Annotated in this window: 24 protein-coding genes; 19 read left to right on the forward strand and 5 right to left on the reverse strand. The window is 69.6% G+C overall.

Annotation, left to right across the window (positions count from 1 at the left end; all coding sequences use genetic code 11):
- Position 1 precedes the first annotated feature (1 nt).
- Positions 2-649: a class I SAM-dependent methyltransferase gene (locus tag VGO10_RS21475; protein WP_327472055.1), complete on the reverse strand. Its 648-nt coding sequence runs from the start codon at positions 647-649 to the stop codon at positions 2-4.
- A gap of 310 nt (positions 650-959) precedes the next feature.
- Between VGO10_RS21475 and VGO10_RS21480 the strand changes: the two genes are divergently transcribed.
- From VGO10_RS21480 to VGO10_RS21490, 3 genes are all read left to right on the forward strand, one after another.
- On the forward strand, positions 960-2183 hold the full coding sequence (locus VGO10_RS21480; protein WP_327472056.1) for an acyl-CoA dehydrogenase family protein: 1224 nt from the start codon (positions 960-962) through the stop codon (positions 2181-2183).
- Complete coding sequence (locus VGO10_RS21485; RefSeq protein ID WP_327472057.1) at positions 2183-3346, forward strand: acyl-CoA dehydrogenase family protein; 1164 nt, start codon at positions 2183-2185, stop codon at positions 3344-3346. The genes VGO10_RS21480 and VGO10_RS21485 overlap by 1 nt, the downstream gene beginning before the upstream one ends.
- Positions 3347-3456: 110 nt before the next feature.
- A complete protein-coding gene (locus VGO10_RS21490; protein ID WP_272475494.1) occupies positions 3457-3660 on the forward strand; it encodes a cold-shock protein in 204 nt (67 codons plus the stop codon).
- 14 nt (positions 3661-3674) lie between these two features.
- Here VGO10_RS21490 and VGO10_RS21495 read toward each other — a convergent pair whose 3' ends face one another.
- Entirely contained in the window at positions 3675-4319 is a 645-nt protein-coding gene (locus VGO10_RS21495) for a TetR/AcrR family transcriptional regulator (protein ID WP_327472058.1), read from the reverse strand.
- Between the two features lie 70 nt (positions 4320-4389).
- Between VGO10_RS21495 and VGO10_RS21500 the strand changes: the two genes are divergently transcribed.
- From VGO10_RS21500 to VGO10_RS21545, 10 genes are all read left to right on the forward strand, one after another.
- A complete protein-coding gene (locus tag VGO10_RS21500; protein WP_327472059.1) occupies positions 4390-5196 on the forward strand; it encodes an MBL fold metallo-hydrolase in 807 nt (268 codons plus the stop codon).
- A 136-nt stretch (positions 5197-5332) separates the two neighbouring features.
- Positions 5333-5737 (forward strand): GtrA family protein, encoded by a 405-nt coding sequence (locus VGO10_RS21505; RefSeq protein WP_327472060.1) that lies wholly within the window; start codon positions 5333-5335, stop codon positions 5735-5737.
- Between the two features lie 84 nt (positions 5738-5821).
- Positions 5822-6706, forward strand: coding sequence for a glycosyltransferase family 2 protein (locus VGO10_RS21510; RefSeq protein ID WP_327472061.1), 885 nt, complete (start codon positions 5822-5824; stop codon positions 6704-6706).
- Complete coding sequence (locus VGO10_RS21515; RefSeq protein ID WP_327472062.1) at positions 6703-7062, forward strand: hypothetical protein; 360 nt, start codon at positions 6703-6705, stop codon at positions 7060-7062. The genes VGO10_RS21510 and VGO10_RS21515 overlap by 4 nt, the downstream gene beginning before the upstream one ends.
- A 71-nt stretch (positions 7063-7133) precedes the next feature.
- Positions 7134-9080, forward strand: a complete 1947-nt coding sequence (locus tag VGO10_RS21520; protein WP_327472063.1) for a hypothetical protein — start codon at positions 7134-7136, stop codon at positions 9078-9080.
- On the forward strand, positions 9080-9577 hold the full coding sequence (locus VGO10_RS21525; RefSeq protein WP_327472064.1) for an HAD hydrolase family protein: 498 nt from the start codon (positions 9080-9082) through the stop codon (positions 9575-9577). Before VGO10_RS21520 ends, VGO10_RS21525 begins: the two co-directional genes overlap by 1 nt.
- Positions 9574-10767: a class II D-tagatose-bisphosphate aldolase non-catalytic subunit gene (locus tag VGO10_RS21530; RefSeq protein WP_327472065.1), complete on the forward strand. Its 1194-nt coding sequence runs from the start codon at positions 9574-9576 to the stop codon at positions 10765-10767. The genes VGO10_RS21525 and VGO10_RS21530 overlap by 4 nt, the downstream gene beginning before the upstream one ends.
- Positions 10764-11666, forward strand: a complete 903-nt coding sequence (locus VGO10_RS21535) for a hypothetical protein (RefSeq protein WP_327472066.1) — start codon at positions 10764-10766, stop codon at positions 11664-11666. Before VGO10_RS21530 ends, VGO10_RS21535 begins: the two co-directional genes overlap by 4 nt.
- Positions 11663-12823, forward strand: coding sequence for a class I SAM-dependent methyltransferase (locus tag VGO10_RS21540; RefSeq protein WP_327472067.1), 1161 nt, complete (start codon positions 11663-11665; stop codon positions 12821-12823). Before VGO10_RS21535 ends, VGO10_RS21540 begins: the two co-directional genes overlap by 4 nt.
- Positions 12820-14448, forward strand: a complete 1629-nt coding sequence (locus tag VGO10_RS21545; RefSeq protein ID WP_327472068.1) for an NTP transferase domain-containing protein — start codon at positions 12820-12822, stop codon at positions 14446-14448. The genes VGO10_RS21540 and VGO10_RS21545 overlap by 4 nt, the downstream gene beginning before the upstream one ends.
- Here the strand turns inward: VGO10_RS21545 and VGO10_RS21550 are convergent.
- Positions 14408-14836, reverse strand: a complete 429-nt coding sequence (locus VGO10_RS21550) for a GtrA family protein (protein WP_327472069.1) — start codon at positions 14834-14836, stop codon at positions 14408-14410. The genes VGO10_RS21545 and VGO10_RS21550 overlap by 41 nt on opposite strands.
- A 156-nt stretch (positions 14837-14992) precedes the next feature.
- Between VGO10_RS21550 and VGO10_RS21555 the strand changes: the two genes are divergently transcribed.
- From VGO10_RS21555 to VGO10_RS21575, 5 genes are all read left to right on the forward strand, one after another.
- Positions 14993-15355, forward strand: a complete 363-nt coding sequence (locus VGO10_RS21555; protein ID WP_327472070.1) for a YciI family protein — start codon at positions 14993-14995, stop codon at positions 15353-15355.
- Positions 15352-16617, forward strand: coding sequence for an RNA polymerase sigma factor (locus VGO10_RS21560; protein ID WP_327472071.1), 1266 nt, complete (start codon positions 15352-15354; stop codon positions 16615-16617). Before VGO10_RS21555 ends, VGO10_RS21560 begins: the two co-directional genes overlap by 4 nt.
- 77 nt (positions 16618-16694) lie before the next feature.
- Positions 16695-17072: a hypothetical protein gene (locus tag VGO10_RS21565; protein ID WP_327472072.1), complete on the forward strand. Its 378-nt coding sequence runs from the start codon at positions 16695-16697 to the stop codon at positions 17070-17072.
- Between the two features lie 9 nt (positions 17073-17081).
- Complete coding sequence (locus VGO10_RS21570) at positions 17082-17264, forward strand: hypothetical protein (RefSeq protein ID WP_327472073.1); 183 nt, start codon at positions 17082-17084, stop codon at positions 17262-17264.
- 37 nt (positions 17265-17301) lie between these two features.
- Positions 17302-17463, forward strand: coding sequence for a hypothetical protein (locus tag VGO10_RS21575; RefSeq protein WP_327472074.1), 162 nt, complete (start codon positions 17302-17304; stop codon positions 17461-17463).
- Positions 17464-17511: 48 nt separating this feature from the next.
- Here the strand turns inward: VGO10_RS21575 and VGO10_RS21580 are convergent, their stop codons facing one another.
- Positions 17512-17814 carry a hypothetical protein gene (locus VGO10_RS21580; RefSeq protein ID WP_327472075.1) on the reverse strand — a complete coding sequence of 101 codons (303 nt, stop codon included), beginning with the start codon at positions 17812-17814 and terminating at the stop codon, positions 17512-17514.
- 141 nt (positions 17815-17955) lie between these two features.
- Here VGO10_RS21580 and VGO10_RS21585 point away from each other — a divergent pair, with 141 nt between their 5' ends.
- On the forward strand, positions 17956-18627 hold the full coding sequence (locus tag VGO10_RS21585) for a glutathione S-transferase family protein (protein WP_327472076.1): 672 nt from the start codon (positions 17956-17958) through the stop codon (positions 18625-18627).
- An 8-nt stretch (positions 18628-18635) separates the two neighbouring features.
- Here the strand turns inward: VGO10_RS21585 and VGO10_RS21590 are convergent, their stop codons facing one another.
- Positions 18636-18881: a helix-turn-helix transcriptional regulator gene (locus tag VGO10_RS21590; protein ID WP_327472077.1), complete on the reverse strand. Its 246-nt coding sequence runs from the start codon at positions 18879-18881 to the stop codon at positions 18636-18638.
- Between the last annotated feature and the right edge of the window lie 820 nt (positions 18882-19701).

The following is a 19701-nucleotide window of genomic DNA, read 5'->3' on the forward strand; positions in this document are numbered from 1 at the left end:
GTCAGGCAGCGGGCTTTCGGAGTTCGGCGCGTAGCGCGAAGCCGAGCATGCTGTATCGCATCTTGGTGTTCATCGGACGGAAGCCGGCGTGGATCACCATCGGCCACAGCTCGGCGATGCGGTAATAGGTGCGGTGGTCGTCGATGCTCTCGGTACTGATTCCGCGTCGGAAGGCCACGGCCTCGAGCACGGGCTTGCCCAGCCAGGTCGGTACGTGGACAACCGCCATGCCGCCGGGGGCGAGCACGCGGTGGATGCCATTGAGCACATCCTGGGGATCCGGCAGATGCTCAAGCACAGACATCATCGTGATGTAGTCGAACGAGTCGGCGTCGAACGTGTCGAGGATCGCGACGATCTCGCCGTCCACAAGGGTGAGTCCGTGAGTTGCGCCGTGGTCGTGGTCGACCTCAAGATCGACACCCACGGCCATTTGCACTTCCTTGTGTACGAGTGTGAGCAGATCCGCGCGATAGCCGCAGCCGAGGTCCAGCATGCCCGCCGGCCTATGGCGCCGCACGTGGTTGACGACCGGGCGGTGACGGAGGTGCATCCCGAGTGCCGCCAGACCGGGCAGACGATCGAAGCCATAGGCGGTGGGGTGGTCGGGGTGCGGTATTCCGACGGACGGATCTCCGGGATTTGCCATCTGTTCAGCGCTATCCAGCGGCGTTCGACGGGAAGGTCGGTTTGCAGGCGACGTGGTCAAAGTGGAATGCCTTGATCAAGGTTGCGGTACGTCGGACAAAGCTGGTCTACACCGGACCACTGTTAGTTGCCAGAGCCGGAACGGCAAGGCGCGATACGACAATTGATAAGTCGCGCCGATCGTAATTTGTCCGTACATATCCCTTGACGGCGGAGATGTCGGACGTAGCCATCGGTTTCGCCTTGAGCTGCTCGGTGACGTAAAGTCGACGCCTCATCGACTGGCTGGTCAGCCAAATTGGAGGCTCCGCGTGGATCTCAACGACACGCCCGAGCAGGCCGCGTACCGCGAGAAGGTCCGCAGCTGGCTTGAGGCCCACAGCGCCGAGGCGCCCGCCGTTCGTTCGACGCGCGCCGGCGCCGAAGACGCCGGGTACCTGGCCGCGCGCCGCGCGTGGCAAGGCAAGCTCGCCGAAGGCGGGCTGGCCGGGGTCACCTGGCCGCAGGAGTTCGGCGGGCAGGGCCTCGGGCCGATCGAGCAGGTCATCGTCAACCAGGAGCTCGGCCGCGCCGGCGTTCCCGGCATCCTCGACGTCATCGGCCTCGGCATGCTCGGCCCGTGCCTGATCGCCCACGGCAGCGATGAGCAGAAGACGCGCTACCTCGGCCCGATGCTGCACGGCGACGAGGTCTGGTGTCAGATGTTCAGCGAGCCGGCCGCCGGCTCGGACCTGGCCGCCGTGCAGATGCGCGCGGTTGTGCAGGACGACGGCTCCTTCGTCCTCAACGGACAGAAGGTCTGGACGACCAACGCGCAGTTCTCCTCCTACGGCCTGGTGCTCGCGCGCACCAACGTCGACGTGCCCAAGCACAAGGGCATGACCATGTTCATCGTCCCGATGGATGCAGCGGGCGTCACGACACGCGGCCTGCGCCAGATCTCCGGTGAGGCGGAGTTCAACGAGGTCTTCCTCGACGACGTCCGCATCGGCGCCGAGAACGTGGTCGGCGGTGTCGACAACGGCTGGGGCACGGCGCTGACCGTCCTGATGTTCGAGCGCCTGACGATCGGGCTGGGCTCCGAAGGCTTTGGCTACAACGCCGCGCGCTTTGCCGCGGCGCTGGCGAGCGACCCCGTGGCCGCCAAGGACAAGGCCGTCCGCAAGTCGCTGGGCGAGATCGGCACCGACTTGCTGGCGTTGCGCTTTGCCTCCTACCGGACGCTGTCGGCGCTCTCCCAAGGGCAGATCCCGGGCCCCGAGTCGGGCCTGGCGAAGGTGACGACGGTCAACGCGGCGATCGCGGCCGGCGACCTGATCGCCGACGTCGTCGGCCCCGACGCGCTGAACGAGGCCAACGAGTGGGCCTACATGATCTCGTTCCTGCCGGGCCTGAAGTCGGCCGGCGGCACCGAGCAGATCCTGCGCAACACGATCGGCGAGCGCGTTCTGGGGCTGCCGCCCGAGCCGCGGTTGGACAAGGGCATCCCGTTCAGTGAGTTGCGTGCCAAGGAGAAGGAAGGGGCGGCCGTCTAATGGACCTCTCATTGACCGAGGAGCAGGAGTTCCTGCGCGAGGCCGCCCGCGGCACGCTGTCGCGGTTCAAGATCATCGAGGCCGCACGTGAGGCACAGGACAAGGGTTTGTCCGAGCTGCCCGACCTCTGGCCCGCCGCGCGCGAGGCCGGCTGGGCGGGGCTGCTGATTTCCGAGGAGCACGGCGGCGCGGGCCTGGACGTCTTCGACGCCATGCTGGTCGCCGAGGAGACGGGCCGCGTGTTGGCGCCGGTGCCGTTCCTGGGCCTGGTGCCGGCCACGGCCATCCTCGACGCCGCGGGCTATGACGGGCTGGCGGCGATCGCCTCCGGCGAGGTCCGCCCGGTCTGGATCCCGACCCGGCCGCCAGGGGACCTCGAGCCGAACTGGACCGTCGACGGTCCGGGCGCAGCGCGGCCGGCGGCCCCGACGATCACGGGCGAGGGCGACGGCGTCACGGTGACCGGCCACGCCGCTTATGTGGTGGACGCGCCGGGCGCCGATCTGCTGGTCGTCACCGGTGTGGACGGAACGGTCGCGGTGGTCGACGCGGGCGCCGCAGGCGTCAAGGTCGAGCAGATCGTGCGCTACGACGTCACGCGTTCGCTCGCGCACGTGACGCTGGACAACGCACCCGGCACGCGGCTGGCCGTTGACCCGGCTGTCGCTGCCGATGCGGCCACATCGGCGGCAGGCGCTCCCGCTTCCATGGCGGCTGTCGCTGCCGATGCGTGGTACGTGGCCCAGGCGCTCATCGCCGCCGAAGCCGTCGGCACGGTCCAGACCACGCTGGAGATGAGCGTGCAATACGCCAAGGAGCGGTTCACCTTCGGGCGTGCCATCGGCTCCTACCAGGCGGTCAAGCACGAGCTCACCGAGGTGCTGCGACGGCTGGAGAACGGCCGCTCGCTGCTCTTCTACGCCGGGTGGTCACGGGCCGACGCACCCGACGAGTTCCCGCTCGCGGCAAGCGCCGCACGCTCGGCCGCCGGCGGCGCGCTGGACTTCGCCGCGCGCTCGAACATCAACGTGCACGGCGGCATCGGCGCGACGTGGGAGCACGACGCCCCGCTGTACTTCCGCCGCGCCCAGCTGACCCGCCGCCTCATCGGCGGCCACGGCGACGCGACCGATCGCGTGGCCGAGCAGCTTCTCGCAGCCTGAGTGCACATACCTCCCGCGCCGGTGGGGAAACCCTTCCCACCGGCGCGGGAGGTTGCTACGGTGCCCGCCAACCAGGCCAACAGCTACAAGTACGTGGGAGAGCAAGACCTATGGCGCAGGGCGTTGTGAAGTGGTTCAGCGACGAGAAGGGGTTCGGTTTCATCACCCCCGACGAGTCGGGCAAGGATCTCTTCGTCCACCACTCCGACATCGAAGCCGACGGCTTCCGCACCCTCGCCGAGGGCGCGCGGGTGGAGTACAGCACCGAGGCCGGGGCCAAGGGCCCCAAGGCCGTCGGCGTTCGTCCCGTTTAGGGACCGACTGAGACTCAGGCAGTCGCGGGTGTGGCAGCGGCGGGGTACCGTCGCCGCGCCCGTGGCGCGCCGAGCAGCGCGCGCATGGCGCGCCAACCGCGGTCCGCCGCGGCCGCATCGCCCAGCAGGCGGCGTGCCTGGTTGACGCCCATCGCGATGGCGTTGAGCCCGAAGGCAAGGTCCTCGGCGTCCGTCGCCCGCGGCAGCTCGCCGTTCTTGATGGCGATCCGCGCCTCGCGGGCCAGTACGCCCATCCACTCAGTGTGCATCGCGACGACGGCATCGTGCACGCGGCCCGGCCGATCATCGAACTCACACGATGCGGCGGCCACGAAGCAGCCGCCGGGGAAGACGTCGCGGCCAAGGTAGGAGAGCCACGCATCGGCGATGGCCAGCAGCCGCGCACGGCCCGGGGCGGCGCTCTGCGCCCGCTCCCAGATCTCGCGGCGGTAGACCTCGCGCGCCGTGCCCAGCGCCGCCAGCTGCAACTCCTCCTTGGTGCCGAAGTGGCCGAGCACGCCGCCCTTGCTCATCTCCAGGTCGGCGGCCAGGCGCCCGATCGTCAGGCCTTCCAGTCCCTCGAGCGAGGCAAGGTCGATGGAGCGCTCGAGGATCGCGGCGCGGGTGCGGGCGGCGTCGGCGGCGGAGCGGCGGGGCATGGTGCGCAAAGTTTAGCGTCCGGTCGGTTGCTATTGACATAGCGACCGATCGATCGTTAAATGCCGCCTCATGAAGATCACACGTCTGGGATGGGCCGGCCTCGAACTCCAAGCAGCCGGCGAGATCGCGACCATCGACTTGCTGCACAGCACCGCGCCGATGCGGCAGTTCATGGGCGAGCCGCACACCGAGCTGCCGCCGATGACGCGCCCTGGCACGGCGGCGCTCGCGCTCGTCACCCATCTGCACGAGGACCACACCGACGCCGAGGCGATCGCCGGCGCGCTGGGCCCCGACGGCGTGCTGCTGCGTCCCGCGCCCGACACCGGCGAGTTCCTGGAGGTCGCCGCCCAGCAGGGTGCTGAGAAGCGCCTGACCGAGCTCGGAGTCCGTCAACAGACCGTCGCGGTCTGGGAGACCGTGGAGGTCGGCCCGTTTCGCGCGACCGCGGTCCCGGCCGTCGACGGCTTCGGCGACGTGCAGGTCTCGTGGATCGTCGAAGCTGCCGGCACGCGGATCTACCACGCCGGCGACACGCTCTTTCACGGCTGGTGGTGGCGCGCACGGATGCGGACCGGCGACATCGACTATGCCTTCCTGCCCGTCAACGGGCCGCGCGTCGATCTTCCCCACCGCCAGCCCTCATCGCCGCGCAACGCGGTGATGACCCCGGCCGAGGCGGCCGCGGCGGCCCACCTCCTCGGCGCGCGCGAGGCGATCCCGATCCACTACGACACCATCGACAACCCGCCGATCTACGCCCAGCTCGAGGACCCGGCCGGCACCTTCCTGCGCGAGGCCGCGGCGCTCGACGTCACTGCTCGCATCGTCGAGCCGGGCACGCTCGTCAGCGCCGGCGCGCCGACCGCCGCCTGACCGGGCCGGCCGGGGGTTGCTCATTGGCAGGGTCGCCCGAGAGCCCGCAGATGGTGGGCTAGGCTCAGCGCATGGCGGCCCACACCGACGCTTTGGTCGGCGTCCTGTGAACGCCCTGCGCGCGAGCCGGTCGGTAGTGAGCGCACGGCTTCGGCATCCGCTCACCGCGCAGATGACGCGGTACGCGATCGCCGGCGTTGTCACCGCGGTCGTCGGCATAGGCGCCGTCTTCCTGCTCACCGGCCCCGGAAGACTAGCGATCCAGCTCGCGATCTTGCTCGCCTACCCCCTGAACCTGGCCGTCCATTTCTCGTTGCAGCGGTACTTTGTCTTCGCCGATCGCGACGTCTACACGCTGGCGGTGGGCAAGCAACTGCGCCGTTACCTCGTCGTGGCGATCGCGCAGTACGGCTGCATCGCCGCGGCGACCGCGCTGCTGGTCCACGTCGCCGGCCTCGGCGACCGGCCCGCTTACCTGATCGCGATCGCCGCTGCGCCCGTGATCCTGTTCATCACGCTGCGCGTCGGCGTCTTCCACTGAGACGCGCCCGTCGGACGGCAATAGTTCGGCCCTTGCCGCCCTGGCTCTGGCGGCCGTGCGGGGGGTCGGTGTAGATGTTGGGTCATGAGCACCGTCGAGCGCACCCCTGCCCTCCATGTGCGTCGCCGAAGGGCCGCGCGAGCGGCCAACGAGCCGCCGGGACGCGTTCCGGACGAGCTGCTCGGCGCCGTCTCGGTCGTCGTGCCGTGTTACAACACCTCAACGGTCATCGCGCCTGTTCTGCGTGCCCTGGTGGAGGAGACCGAGGGCGCCATCGACGAGGTTCTGGTGATCGACAACGCCAGCACCGACGGGACGCCGGAGGTCGTGCGTGCGTTGATCGCCGAATCGCCCTTGATGGCCAAGCGGATCCGGATGCTGGAGAACCCGACCAACCTCGGCTACGGCGGCAGCATCAAGCGCGGCTTCCGCCATCTCGAGGTGATCGCCCCCTACATCGCCGTGATGCACAGCGATGCTCAGTGCGAGGCGGCCGGGACGATCCTCGACATGGTCGAGATGTTCGGCCGCGACCCGGAGCCTGACGTCGTGCTCGCCTCGCGCTTCGTCGCCGGCGCCGACACCAGCGACTACAACTTCGTCCGCAGCTGGGCCAACCGCTTCTTCAACGGCTTCACGCGCATCGTCTGCGGCGTGAGCATGTCCGACGCGGGGACGGGCATCATGCTCGCGCGGACCGAGGCCGTGCAGCGCATGCCGCTGGAGCGGCTGACCAGCGGCTACCAGTTCCATCCGCAGCTCAACCTGCTCTTCCACAGCGATCCCGACCTGACGATCGCCGAGGTGCCGATGGAGTGGCGTGACGCCGAGACCTCCGTGCGCTTCAGCCTCGTCCGCTACGGCCTCGTGCTGACGCGCATGCTGCTGCGCTTCGGCTGGCGTCGCAGGATCCTGCGACGGGACGCTGCCGACGCCGTCGTCCTCCCCTTCTCCGGAGCGGGCGCATGATCACCGAGCCGGTCCTCATCGACAAGCCCTGGGGCAGCGAGCTGATCCTCGAGCGCAACGAGCTCTTCGTGGTCAAGCGCATCTTCATCAGCGCGGGCAGCCGCACGAGCCTGCAGTCTCACGAGTTCAAGCGCGAGTGGGTGCGCGTGGAGGAGGGCACGGTCGAGATCACAATGGGGCCCGACGTCCACGGGCTCGAGGTGCACACGTTCACGGCCGGCGCGGTCTACCGCGTCGCCCCGACCGTGGTCCATCGCGTCCACGCCATCGAGGACTCCTACATCTTCGAAGTCGCCTCTCCGCCCAGCGACGAAGACATCACGCGGTACGACGATGACTACGGGCGAGGTCGGTGAGCGGCGCACCAACGCTCGCACCCCCTCACCGCGCAGCTGAGACCGCCCGTCCGCGGGTGCCGGGAGGATGGGTGCCCGGCGCCGTGCTGGTCGCTGGGCTCGCGCTCGCGGCGGTGATCGTGGCCAAGGCGCCGGACGTGTCCGTCAGCGCGCTCCGCCAGATCCATGGCGACGGCACGATGCTGCACGAGGTCGGCGGGGTCTACGTCGCCGGGTGGGTTAGCCCGGACTGGAACCCCTTCGTCGAGGATCGCTTCCGCATCCTCACGCTGCTCGCGTCCATCGTCTACCTGACCTCGGTGACGGCGATCGGCGCAACGCTCGTCGGGACGATCCGTGGCGTGGAGGGCTGGCCGCGGACGGTCCGCGTGCTCGCCGGCTTCCTGCCCGGATACCTCATCGTGCTGGTGCCGCTGCAAGTGCTGTTCGCCGGGGTGTACTTCGTGACGGCAGCCTGGATCAGCCTCGTGACGCTGCCGATCATCGCGCTGCTCCTGCACCGCCGGTCGCTGACGGTCGGCATTACCGACCTGCGCAGCGACCCCGGCCGGCAACGTGAGCTACTGCGGACCGCGGCGATCATCAGCAGCATCCTGGTGCTCTGCGGGGTGTATCGCCTCCAGGCGGGGCGCTACTTCATGGTGCCCGACTCGATCACGGCCTTCCTCAACACGGCCGGAGAGCAGCTGCGCGGGGTCTTCGGCTCGCACCTCGCGCAATGGGACCAGCAGTCTGACGAGTGGGTGTTCAATGCACCGCTGATATTCACCTCGACCCAGAGCCAGGACTACCTGTTCGCCTTCTACGCGACCGGGTTCGTCGCGCTCGCGTCCTTCGCCGCGCTGGTCTTCGGCATCGTGCACAGCTTCGCGGTGCGTCGCCCCCGGATTTCGGGCACGCTGGCGATGGGCGCCGTGCTCGCGTCCTCGGCGACGATCTACCCCTGGGACCACGTCTCGCTCATCGGTGGGCAGAACCCCGCGATGTGGCTTGAGCTTCCCGGGCGCCTGATGGGGATCGTCGGCCCGTGGGTGGCACTCCTGTTGATCGGCCGGCTGTCGCCGCGGACGGCGGTCACGATCGTGCTGGCGACCGCGGGGCTGGGCTTCACGACCATCAGCGGCACGGCCTACATCGGCGTGGCGCTGGTCTGCGCGGGCTCCTGGCACCTGCTCCGCGGCCGCGGACCGGCGCGGCTGCGCGGGCTCGTCCGGACCTGGCTCGTCCCCGCGCTTGGCGTGATCGCGGTCCTGACGCCCGCGTTCGTCTTCTGGGACCTGCACCACGTCAGCTCACCGAACAGCCTTGGCTGGGTGCTGCTGGCCGGGAGCGCCGCCGCGATCGTCGCGGCGACGCTGCTGGCCCTGTCGGGGTCGGACTCGTCGCTGCTGCCGCAGCTCACACACGTGGCACCACGCGTCGGTGTCTTGCTCGCCGCCCTTGGCGTCGGCTTCCTGTTGTCCAACAACCTGGTCGGCGGCTTCGCCCACGGGCAGGTTCGCGAGACGCTTGCGTCGATCCTGCCGGGCTACGGGAGCACGCTCCAGACCCGCGACATCACGACCACCCCCATCGCCTTCCCGACGTTCACCGGCCAGGAATGTCAGTTCACGGGTCACTGCGTGAGCTTTCCCTACTTCCTGGCAGCCTACGGCTTCCTGACGATCCTCGCGCTGGCGACCTGGCTGGCCCTCGGCCTACGCGAGACCACAGTAGACCCCGGCCCGCGCCGGGCGGCGTTCCTGGTGACCGTGGCAACCTTGGTCGCCTCCTTCGCGCTGGTCGACTTCACCGGCGCCGACCAGATCACCGCCTGGATCCTGACCCGGTTCATCGAGATCCCCTACTACGCCCTGCTCGGCTTCGCGGCCGTGGCCTTCGTAGGTTCACCCAACCGCGTGACGGCATGGGCCGGTGGCAGCGTCCTCGTCGCCTGGACCGTCATCCCGCTGGCCAGCAGCCATGTCTTCCCCCAGCTCGCCCGCAACGCGGATTACCTGATCAGGGCCGTGCATTGATGAACGACACAACTCCCATCGATCTGATCGTCTTCGACGTCGACGGCGTGCTCACCGACGGGCGCTTCGCTTACGGCCGCGAGGGCAAGCAGACGAAGTCCTTTGGCCCCGACGACGCCGACGCGCTGCGGCTGCTGACGGCCGTCGCGCCGGTCGTGTTCGTCTCGGCCGACCATCGCGGCTTCCCGATCAGCAAGCGGCGCATCGACGGCGACATGGGCCATGAGCTCACGCTCGTCAGCAGCGACCGGCGGCTGGCGTGGATGGGCGCGCGCACGCCACTTCAACGCATCGCCTACATGGGCGACAGCTTCACCGACATCCCGGTCCTGCGGGAGGTCGGCGTCGGGATCACGACGGCCGACGCGCTCCCCGGGGTGCGGGAGGCGGCGACGTACGTGACGCAGCGACGCGGAGGCGACCGCGCGGTCGCCGAGGCGTGCTTCTACCTCTTGGTCGAGCAGTTCGGCCGGACCGAATGGGCGGGGATCGTGTGATCAAGCTTCCAGAAGGTGCCAACCAGAACCCGCGGCTGGCCGCGATGGCCGCGCAGGCCAACGCCTGGCCGAGCACGCAGATCGGCGTCGGGGTGGTGAGCCTTAATGTCGTCGACGCCGCCGTCGAGGTCGCCCAGGAGCACGACGTCTCGCTGATGCTCATCGCCAGCCGCCGGCAGATCGACGCCGCGGAGTTCGGCGGCGGCTACGTCGAGGGGCTCACGCCACACGGTCTGACCGAGCGCGTGCGCTCGCGCGACCACCGCAACCGCGTCGTGATCTGCCGTGACCACGGCGGCCCGTGGCAGGGCACCAACAACAGCGCCGAGACCTCGCCCGAGCGAGCGATGGAGGAGGCGCGGATGTCGTTCTTCGCCGACCTCGACGCGGGCTTCGACCTCCTGCACATCGACACGTGCGTCTGCCCGTCGGCAACCGATCCTGACGTGCCCAAGCAGCGGCTGCTGGATCTCTATGAGGACTGCTGGGAGCAGGCCGTCGCCGGCGACCACGCGATCGCCTTCGAGGTCGGCGACGAGGAACAGAGCAGCGTCACCGAGGGGCTCGAGCAGCCGCGCAAGCTGCTGGAGGCGCTGGCCGAGCGGCGCGAGAGCCAGGGCACGCCCGCGCCGCTGTTCGTCGTCGTCCAGACCGGCACCAAGGTCATGGAGCGCCGCAACGTCGGCTCGCTCTCGGCGCCGTATCGCATCGACGAGCAGATGCCCTCGCAGATCCACCTGCCGCAGTTAATGGCCATGATCAACGCCTTCGGCACGCACCTGCGCCAGCACAACACCGACTACCTGCCCGACGAGATCCTGCAGTGGCACCCACTGCTGGGCATCCACGCGGCGAACATCGCGCCGGAGTACGGCGTCGAGGAGTCACTGGGCTTGTTGTCGGTCATGGAAGGGCGTGGCGCAAGCGACCTCGCCGAGCGCTTCCTCACGCTCGCCTACGACACCCGCAAGTGGGAGAAGTGGGAGCTCGACGGCTCCGACGCGACCGACCGCGATCGGGCGATCTGGGCCGGCCACTACGTCTTCTCCGAACCCGAGTTCCTGCGCATCCGCGCGGATCTCATTCAACGGGTGCACATGACCTCGCGAGAGCTCGACGTCGCGCTGCGCAAGCGCATCAAGGCGTGCCTGCTCCGTCACCTCCAAGCCTTCCGGGTGGTCCCCTCATGAGACGCCGCGTCGCCGTCATCATCCTGTCGCGCAACCTGCCCGAGGCGGTCGACCGCCTCGTGCGCGGCATCCGCCGGTTCGACCTCGACGACACCGACATCTACGTCATCGAGGCGGGGACCGACCGCGACAAGCTGTCAGAGCACCACACCACCTGGGCCAACTGGCCGGAGGCGATGCAGGAGGGCCTGCGGCCGGCGCGCGGCTTCAACCTCGGGATCCGCGAGCTCATCAACGGCGGGCGCCTGCACGAGTACGACTACCTCTTCCTCATGCGTGCGACGGTCCACTTCGACGGCCCGGTCGTCAGCCGTTTGCTCGATCAACTGGAAGAGCACCCGCGCGTTGGGATCATCTCGCCCTGCGGCGACACCTGGCCCGAGCGCGAGCTGATCGGCCCCGACTCATTGCGCTACGTCTGGCACATCAACCACCACGCGTGGATGCTGCGCCGCTCGTTCGTCGATCGCATCATCGACCACCAGGGCACGGCCGATAACGGCCCGGTCTTCGACGGCTCGAACTTCCGCAGCTACGGCACCGACACGGAGCTGATCGTCAAGGGCTACATCAACGATTACGCAACGGCGCTGAGCACCGCGTGCGCGCTGAGCGAAGACCCGGAGCTGCTCAAGACGCGGGCCGATCTGATCCGCACCGACCCCTACGACGTCAACGCGCGCAAGGTCTTCGACGAGGGCTTTCAGTGGATGCGCCGCAAGTACGGGTTCACGACGCGGCTGCAGTTTCAGGAGTACGCGCGCCTCTGGTATGACCGCTTCTTCGTCCTGCATCCGTGGCTGACCGAATACCGGTTGTTGCCTGAAGACCACGTCGCCGGACCGCGCGCGGTCCCGCCCGATGCTGAGCACGAGCGCATCATGGTGCCGGGTCCGTGAGCGGTGCGCAGGCGACCGGCGCGGCAGCGGTGGTCCCCCTCCAAGAGCGACTTCGCTGTGCGGCCTGCGGCGCGGATGGTCTGGATCCACTCCTGGAGATCGCCGGCGTCCCGGTGCACATGGGCTGCACCGACCAGCCGGCGCAGGACGACGCGTTCTTCGACCAGCGCTGGGCGACCTGCGGGCGCTGCGGCAGCGTGCAGCTCGCGGCGCTCGCGCCGTTGGACCTCGTCTACCAGACCCAGCACAACGGCGCGGTCGGCGGCGTTTGGGCCCGCCACCACACAGCGCTCGCGGAGTTCGTCGCAGCGCGCGCGCCGCAGAACGTCGTCGAGATCGGTGGCGCCTCAGGCGCGCTGGCCCGGGAGTACGTCGCCGAGCACGACGTCGCGTCGTGGACCGTCGTGGAGCCCAACCCGACGTTCACGCCACAGCCGCCGATCAACCTCGTCGCCGCCTACGTCGAGGAGGTCGACGGCGTGGTCGCCGAGGCCGACGCGGTCGTCCACAGCCACCTGCTGGAGCACCTCTACGAGCCACGCGCGTTCTTGCGCGGGATCCGCGAGCAGGCCCGCCGCGACGCGCCGATGTTGCTGTCGGTCCCCGACCTCGCCTCGCTGCTGGCTCAGTCGGGCGCCAACGCGCTGAACTTCGAGCACACCTACTTCTTCAGCATCGAGTTGTTGGTGTGGATGCTCCGCGACGCCGGGTACACGGTGATCGAGCCCCAGCGCTTCGAGCACCACAGCTTCTTCGTGGAGGCCCGGCCCGACACCGAGCCGGGCGCCGCTGGGCCGCCGCCCGACGCCGGTGACGGCACCCGTGCGTTCGTCCGCTTCGTGGAGACCGCGCGCGCCGACGCCAAGGAGTTGATGGCGCGGACCGAGGCCTATGACCGGCCCGTCTACCTCTTCGGCGCGCATGTCTTCTCTCAGTTCCTGGTTGGCTGCGGCTTCCCGGCGCAGCGCGCGACGGCCGTCCTGGACAACGATCCGGCCAAGCAGGGTCTGCGGCTCTACGGCACACCGCTGACCGTGCGATCGCCCGCGGTGATCGCCGACGCCGGCCCCGCCGCGGTGATCGTGCGCGCCACGCATTACACGGCGGAGATCACCGAGCAGTTGCGCGCGCTCGCACCCGAGGTGGAGATCTGGTGAGCGGCCCGCTGGTCTGCATCATCGCCGCCGGGCGCGGCACGCGGATGGGCTTCGCCGACGGTGAGCTGCACAAGGCGCTCGCACCGCTGAGCAACCGCGCCGTGCTGACCCACGTGCTCGAGAGCTTCCCGTCCGACGCGCGCTTCGTCATGGCCGTCGGCCACCGCGCCGATCAGCTGCGCGCCTATGTCGCCCTCGCCCATCCCGATCGCGAGATCACGTTCGTCACGGTGGACAACTACGACGGCCCAGGCTCCGGTCCGGGTCTGTCGGTGTTCGCGTGCGCCGAAGCGCTCGGGTCCGACGAGCCGTTCGCGCTGGCCGCCGCCGACGGCATCGTCCACACGATGCCGCCGCTGGCCGGCGAGACGTGGATGGGCGCGACCCTGGTCGAGGACCCGACCTCCTACCTGACGCTGGAGACCGACGCCGACGGCGACGTGCGCGGCCTGCAGGAGCGGACCGGTCCGTCGCGGCTGGCCTACAACGGCGTCGCGTGGATCGCAGACCCGGCGACGTTCTTCGCGGGCCTGCGGCGCGGCGTCGTCTCCGGCGAACTGCAGGTCACCCAGGGCTTCCAGGCGCTGCTCGACGCGGGCGCGCGCGTTCGCAGCGCGCCCTGTGACTGGACCGACGCCGGCACGACCGAGACCTACGCGGCCGCCCGGCGCGCGTTTGCCGAGTACGACACCGCGGGCCGCGCCGCGATCGACGTCACCTACCTGCTGCCCGACCGCGTCGTGAAGTGGTTTCGCGATCCGCAGGGCGCCGACCGCCGCACCGCGCGCGCCGCCGAGCTGACGGGCGCGATCCCGCCCATCGTCGCGTCGCCGTCCGGCTGGTTGGCCTATGAGAAGGCGCGCGGCTCGGTGCTCTGCGACCGCCTCGACGGGCCCGAGGTCGTCGGCGTCCTGGACTGGGTCTCGACCGCCCTGTGGCGCGACCGGGCCGACGGCCAGGCCTTCCGCGACGCGGCCCGCCGCTTCTACGGCGACAAGACGCTCGCACGCCTGAGCGCCTACCTCGACGACCGCGACACCGCCGAGCCGTCGAGCGGCACCGAGATCAACGGCGTGCCGACCGCCACCGTCGCCGAGGCGCTGGAGCGCGAGCTCGACGGCATGGTCGCCGCCGCGATCCCGACCGTCTTTCACGGCGACCTGCACGAGGGCAACATCATCGCCGGCGACGGCGGCTACCGCCTGATCGACTGGCGCGACGAGTTCGGCGGCCTCGCCGACCGCGGCGACCAGCTCTACGACCTCGCCAAGCTCCTGCACTCGCTCGAGCTGCCGGAGTCGGTGATGCACGCGCGCACGTTCGAGCGCGTCGACCACGCCGACGGCGCGCTGGCGATTGGCCATCCGGACACGGCGCTGCGCGCCGACGGCCGCGCCGCGCTCTGGGTCTGGTGCGCCGAACGGGACTTCGACCTGCGCGCGATCGGAACGGTCGATGCGCTGATCTGGATCAACATGGCGCCGCTGTATGACCGCGTGCTCGGCGACTACCTGTACGCCTTCGGACGCTGGCTGCTGGCCATGCGCCACCGCGACGGCGTCGACCCTGCCGCCGAGGCCGCCCTCATCCCTCAGCTGGGTGGAACACGAGCGACCGAAGCGTGAGGAACGCGAGCACGGCCAGCACCAGCACCGTGACCACGTAGACGTCGCCCTCGGGCACACCGAAGAGGCGCGGCAGCACCGCCGTCGACGTCGCGGTGATCCCGTATTGCACCAGCACAGCCGAGACGTAGCGACGCAGCTGGGCGCCCCGCTCCAGCGCGAAGCCGTCATCGGTCGGGAAAACGAAGTGGCGCTGCAGCGTGAAGTTCAGCACCAGCGCTGTGGCGTAAGAGACCGGGATCGCGATCTGGATCGGCACGTCGAGCGGGCCTGAGACGATCAACGTGAGCGCGATGTAGGCGAACGTCGAGAACGACCCGCTGACGGCGTAGCGCAGCGTCTCCCACGAGAGCAGCGACAGCAGCAGGGACCGGTGTTCGACCTTCACCGCGGTGACGGTACTGGCCGATTGCGTGCGGCGCACGAGGTTCTGCCGGACGGTCAGGTACTGGTCGCGAGCGCGATGATGTCGAGAACGGATCCTCGGCTCCGACCTCGCAGTGAACGGCGCCACCGCGGTGCCACGACAAACGGGAGTCACGACATGAAGTACATGGTCCTGATCTACGACAACGCCCAGACCCGCGAGCGCTTCTTCAGCGAAGAGGGCGCTGAGCTGATGGCCGACGTCGAGGCGATCATGAAGGAGATCACCGACTCGGGCGAGCTGATCGGCGGCGAGGCGCTCGCCGACCCGTCGAACACCAAGACGATTCGGCTGGCCGGCGGCGTGCCGGCGATCACCGACGGCCCGTACGCCGAGGCCAAGGAGCACCTCGGCGGCTACCTGATGCTCGAGTGCGAGACGCCCGAGCGCGCGGCCGAGATCGCCCTGCGCTGGCCGAGCTCGCGCTTCTCCCCGCTGGAGGTGCGGCCGCTGATGAGCCCCGACGGGGCCGAGATGTGAGCACGGCCGCCGGCGTCGAGGATCGGCTGCGCGCGCTCGCGCCGCAGGTCCTCGGCGCGCTCGTCCGCCGCCACGGGCAGTTCGACGCGTGTGAGGACGCGGTCCAGGAGGCGCTGATCGCGGCGGCAGCGCAATGGCCTTCCGAGGGCGTCCCGGACAACCCGCGGGCGTGGTTGCTGACGGTCGCCGGCCGGCGGCTGACCGACGCGTGGCGCAGCGACAGCGCGCGGCGTGCGCGCGAGGACAGCGCGCTGGCGGCCGAGCCGGCTGACGCGCGGGTGGCGCCGGGGGCTGACGTGGAGCTCGCGGCACTCGATGCCGGTGCCGACGCCGCGGCCGGCGAGGACGACACGCTGACGCTGCTGCTGCACTGCTGCCATCCGGAGCTCTCGCCGCCGTCGCAGCTCGCGCTGACGCTGCGGGCGGTCGGCGGGCTGACGACGGCCGAGATCGCCAGCGCGTTCCTGGTGCCCGAGGCGACGATGGCCCAGCGCATCAGCCGCGCGAAGTCGCGGATCCGGGCGACGGGCACCGACTTCTCGATGGCTCCGGCGAGCGCCGAGCGCGAGGAACGGCTGCGGACCGTGCTGCACGTCCTGTACCTCATCTTCAACGAGGGCTACACGGCGAGCTCGGGGCCGGAGCTCGCGCGCGCGGATCTGACCGCCGAGGCGATCCGGCTGACGCGCGCGGTGCGGGGGTTGCTTCCTGATGACGGCGAGGTCGAGGGGCTGCTCGGGCTTATGCTGCTGACCGATGCACGGCGGGCGGCGCGCACGGCTGCCGACGGATCGCTCGTGCCGTTGGCCGAGCAGGATCGTGGCCGTTGGAACGCCGGCGAGATCGCCGAGGGTGTGGCGCTGGTGACCGATGCGCTGGGCCGCGCGCCGCTGGGCCCGTACCAGGTGCAGGCCGCAATCGCCGCCGTGCACGCCGAGGCGGCCGATGCCGACGACACCGACTGGCCGCAGATCGTGGCGCTCTATCGCGTGTTGGAGCGCGTCGCGCCCAACCCGATGGTGACGCTCAACCTCGCGGTCGCGGTGGCGATGGTCGACGGGCCGCAGGCTGGACTGGCCTTGCTGGCGTCGCTCGATGGGTCGTTGGCCGAGAGCCATCGGCTCATCGCGGTCCGCGCGCACCTGCTGGAGTTGGCCGGCGAGGAGGCTGTGGCGCGTGATGCGTACCGCGAGGCGGCGCGGCGGACGACGAGCCTGCCCGAGCAGCGATACCTCGAAGGACGGGCCGCAAGGCTGGTTTGAGGAGGTTTGGCGGCCGTCGTTCATCGACCGTGCCGCCGCATCCACCATTGTTCGCAAAGGAGTCACGCCCTGAGGGCATGACCTCCTTCCCCCACGTTGCCGGCTCTCCGCCGCGTTTCAGCATCGGCGGCCGCGCGGCCTCCCTCGCGCTCTTGCGTTCTCGCATCAGTCAACTGCCCGGGCTATCGGTCCTCGAAGAGGCCGCCGCCCGCACGGGCGCGCGCCGCGGTGAGGCCCGCGTGCTCATCGATGTGCGCGGAACCGGTCTGTCGGGCTATGAGATCGGCCGCCGGATGCGCCGTTTCTCCGGCGTTCCGTTGGAGTTCTGCCGCGAGCACCGGCTGCTCGTCGTCTTCGATGAGGACGAGGAGATCGGCGATCGTGGGGAGCGGCTCCTGTTCGCGCTGGGCCACGCCTGCCAGCCCTCGGCCGATGCGGTTTCCCCAGGGGTCTAAGCTAGGGGGATGACCGCCTCCGGAACGCGCACGCAGATCCTCCGCCAGATGGAGACGGTCTCGCAGCGGCTGGACTCCCCCAAGCTCAACTCCCAGCAGCGGATGGCGCTGCTGCGCCGCCAGGCCGAGCTCGGCGACCTGCGTGACGCGCTGGCCGAGCGGGCGCGGCGCGCCGCGACGCCGACGAGGTAGTCGCCTCATGGCTCCTCGGGAGCCGAGCATGGTGGAGTTGAGCGCCGAGGTTCGGCATACCGCCGAACGCGTCGCGCTTTATCAGCAGAAGCTCTACGCGGGCCGGGGCGACGCGCGCCGGCTGGCCGAGTTGCAGCGCGAGGCCGCGGGCGCCGCGGAGCGCTTGGCGCTCGCGCGGTCCCGCGCGGGCCATTCGTAGCGAGGTGCTCGTGGGGAGCACCTCCATACGAACAACCGGCGTGGGCGGTTAGACCGCCGGGCGCGGGCGCAGCGCCAGGCGCGGTCCGCGTCGTGAGCGGCGCCGCGGCGTCGTCTGCAACGCCGAGGCGCGCACCCGCAGCAGCGCAACGGCGGCCTCGGTCTCAGCGAACGGATCGGCCACGACGCGGCCGTCGCGCAGCGAGATCGCCGCGAGCAGCCGGTCGTCGACGACCGCCATGAGCGCCGGCCGCGAGACCGTGCGGGCGGAGTCCAGCTGCGACAGCTCGCGCAACGCCGCGTCTTGCGCGGCGGTCGCCTGCTGGAGGATGATCGTGCTGGTGGAAGTCATAGGAGCATGGTGGCCCTGAGGGCGATGCTCCACATCGGGCGAAGGGTGTGCGTTGACGGACGGTGGGCCTTAGTGGGTAAGGCAGACCCCTTAGTCGCGCGATGGATGTCGAGAACGCGCGCCCGGCTTCGACTCCCTCACATGACCAATCACCTGATCCTCCACGAGCACCCGTTCGCCGCCTACTGCTGGAAGCCGCTGATCGCGCTCTACGAGCTGGAGCTCCCGTTCGAGCGCCACGTCGTCACCGACGAGGCCTCACGCCAGGAGCTGGCGAAGATCTGGCCGCTGGCCAAGATCCCGGTGTTGGTCGACGAGACCGCCGGGATGGTGCTGCCGGAGTCAACGACGATCATCGAGTACCTCGATGCGCTGGCAGACGGCGCGCTGGTCCCCGCGAACGCGGCCGACGCCCTGCAAGCCCGTCTCTGGGATCGCTTCCACGACCAGTACGTCGCGAACCCGATGCAGAAGATCGTCGGCGACAACCTGCGACCCGAGGGCGGCGAGGACCCCGAAGGCGTCGCCGAGGCCCGTCGCACCCTCGACACCGCCTACCCGGTGCTCGACGCCCAACTCGCCCGCATTCCCTGGACCGCGGGCGCCACGTTCACGGTCGCCGACTGCGCGGCCGCGCCCGCGCTCTTCTACGCCCGCGCCATCCACCGCTGGGACGAGACCAACCACCCCAACATCAACCGCTACTATCGCGAGCTCGTCAACCGGCCGTCCGTCGCGCGCGTCATCGACGAGGCGCGGCCGTATAGGGAGCTCTTCCCAATGTCATGGCCGGCGGACATCGACGTGGTGTGAACTCGACGTCACTCGGCCTGGTGCTCCCGGGGACGAGCAGGTGTCTCCCTGGGTTTCACGTCGATGCCGCGCAGCAGATAAGCGGCTGAAACGCCAAGACCAGCAGCGATGCGAACGAGCGTCCCGACTTGGGGATCGATCTCGCCACGCTCAACTCGGCCGTAATGCGCAAGACCCGTTCCGCTGGCATTTGCAGCTCCCTGTTGGCTCAGCCCAGCGGCCTTACGAGCAGCTTTGATGTTGTCGCCGAGCAAGCCTCAGCCACACTGCTAGGCCGACCCCGTAGACGTCTACGCCTGATCAGGCGTAAGCTCCCGTTCGATGGCTAATACGCCCATTCGGACGAATACGAACAGCGTCGGCCGACCGCGCAGAATTCAGAGCGCGCAAAAAGCCGAAGTGGCTTATCGTCGAACCTAGAGCGCCTCACGATGGGTGAGGCGCAAGGGCGAGAGCCCCGGAGGCGTCTGCCAGCGAGCACCGCTGGGTCGACCTCCGGGGTTCTCTGTGCTGCCGTCGCGAGCGGCAGAGCCAGTCAACCACAAGAAGCCCACGCGGGAATAGTCCGCAGTGAGGCATCTGCCATCAGTGCGGCCAGCCTGCTCGCGGGATGCGCACCGCCTTTAACGACAGAAGGCCCGCAAAGCGGGCCTTCCGCACGAGTGGGCCAGGGCAGCGGTCCCGGGACACAGCAATGTCGCAAGCGTCCTCCAAGGGCGGACGCTCGATGACTACAACTCGGTCGGTCCGACGACCAAGCCCAACCGGCCTGTGCCGCGTCTGAGCCGCGCGTCGAGCGTCACCAAGCGGCAGTCACGCAGCCGGGCGAGGGCCACATAGTTGGCGTCATAGGTCTTCGCCCAGCCCATCTCATCCGCGAGTGCCCATGCCGCGTAAGGGAGCGCGTCAGGGCCATCCGGCGCGATTGGCGCGATGGAGTGGACCCCGTTTGACGGACATGTGAGGGCTTGCGCGGCTGTGCCGCGAAAGGATGTGTCTGTCGATGCCGAGAACGCGACCTTCTTACCCCGATGATTTCCGACGCGAGGCCGTGCAGATGGTCTGTGCGGGCCG

Origin of the sequence: Baekduia sp. (assembly GCF_035996765.1) — a bacterium.
GTDB lineage: Bacteria > Actinomycetota > Thermoleophilia > Solirubrobacterales > Solirubrobacteraceae > Baekduia.

What these genes read in the sequence shown, in the direction of transcription:
- VGO10_RS21475 (WP_327472055.1), bottom strand. Translation starts at nt 649, where the DNA reads ATGGCAAATCCCGGAGATCCGTCCGTCGGAATACCGCACCCCGACCAC.
- VGO10_RS21515 (WP_327472062.1), top strand. Translation starts at nt 6,703, where the DNA reads ATGATCACCGAGCCGGTCCTCATCGACAAGCCCTGGGGCAGCGAGCTG.
- VGO10_RS21585 (WP_327472076.1), top strand. Translation starts at nt 17,956, where the DNA reads ATGACCAATCACCTGATCCTCCACGAGCACCCGTTCGCCGCCTACTGC.
- VGO10_RS21570 (WP_327472073.1), top strand. Translation starts at nt 17,082, where the DNA reads ATGACCGCCTCCGGAACGCGCACGCAGATCCTCCGCCAGATGGAGACG.
- VGO10_RS21490 (WP_272475494.1), top strand. Translation starts at nt 3,457, where the DNA reads ATGGCGCAGGGCGTTGTGAAGTGGTTCAGCGACGAGAAGGGGTTCGGT.
- VGO10_RS21495 (WP_327472058.1), bottom strand. Translation starts at nt 4,319, where the DNA reads ATGCCCCGCCGCTCCGCCGCCGACGCCGCCCGCACCCGCGCCGCGATC.
- VGO10_RS21525 (WP_327472064.1), top strand. Translation starts at nt 9,080, where the DNA reads ATGAACGACACAACTCCCATCGATCTGATCGTCTTCGACGTCGACGGC.
- VGO10_RS21500 (WP_327472059.1), top strand. Translation starts at nt 4,390, where the DNA reads ATGAAGATCACACGTCTGGGATGGGCCGGCCTCGAACTCCAAGCAGCC.
- VGO10_RS21535 (WP_327472066.1), top strand. Translation starts at nt 10,764, where the DNA reads ATGAGACGCCGCGTCGCCGTCATCATCCTGTCGCGCAACCTGCCCGAG.
- VGO10_RS21485 (WP_327472057.1), top strand. Translation starts at nt 2,183, where the DNA reads ATGGACCTCTCATTGACCGAGGAGCAGGAGTTCCTGCGCGAGGCCGCC.
- VGO10_RS21555 (WP_327472070.1), top strand. Translation starts at nt 14,993, where the DNA reads ATGAAGTACATGGTCCTGATCTACGACAACGCCCAGACCCGCGAGCGC.
- VGO10_RS21580 (WP_327472075.1), bottom strand. Translation starts at nt 17,814, where the DNA reads ATGACTTCCACCAGCACGATCATCCTCCAGCAGGCGACCGCCGCGCAA.
- VGO10_RS21565 (WP_327472072.1), top strand. Translation starts at nt 16,695, where the DNA reads ATGACCTCCTTCCCCCACGTTGCCGGCTCTCCGCCGCGTTTCAGCATC.
- VGO10_RS21510 (WP_327472061.1), top strand. Translation starts at nt 5,822, where the DNA reads ATGAGCACCGTCGAGCGCACCCCTGCCCTCCATGTGCGTCGCCGAAGG.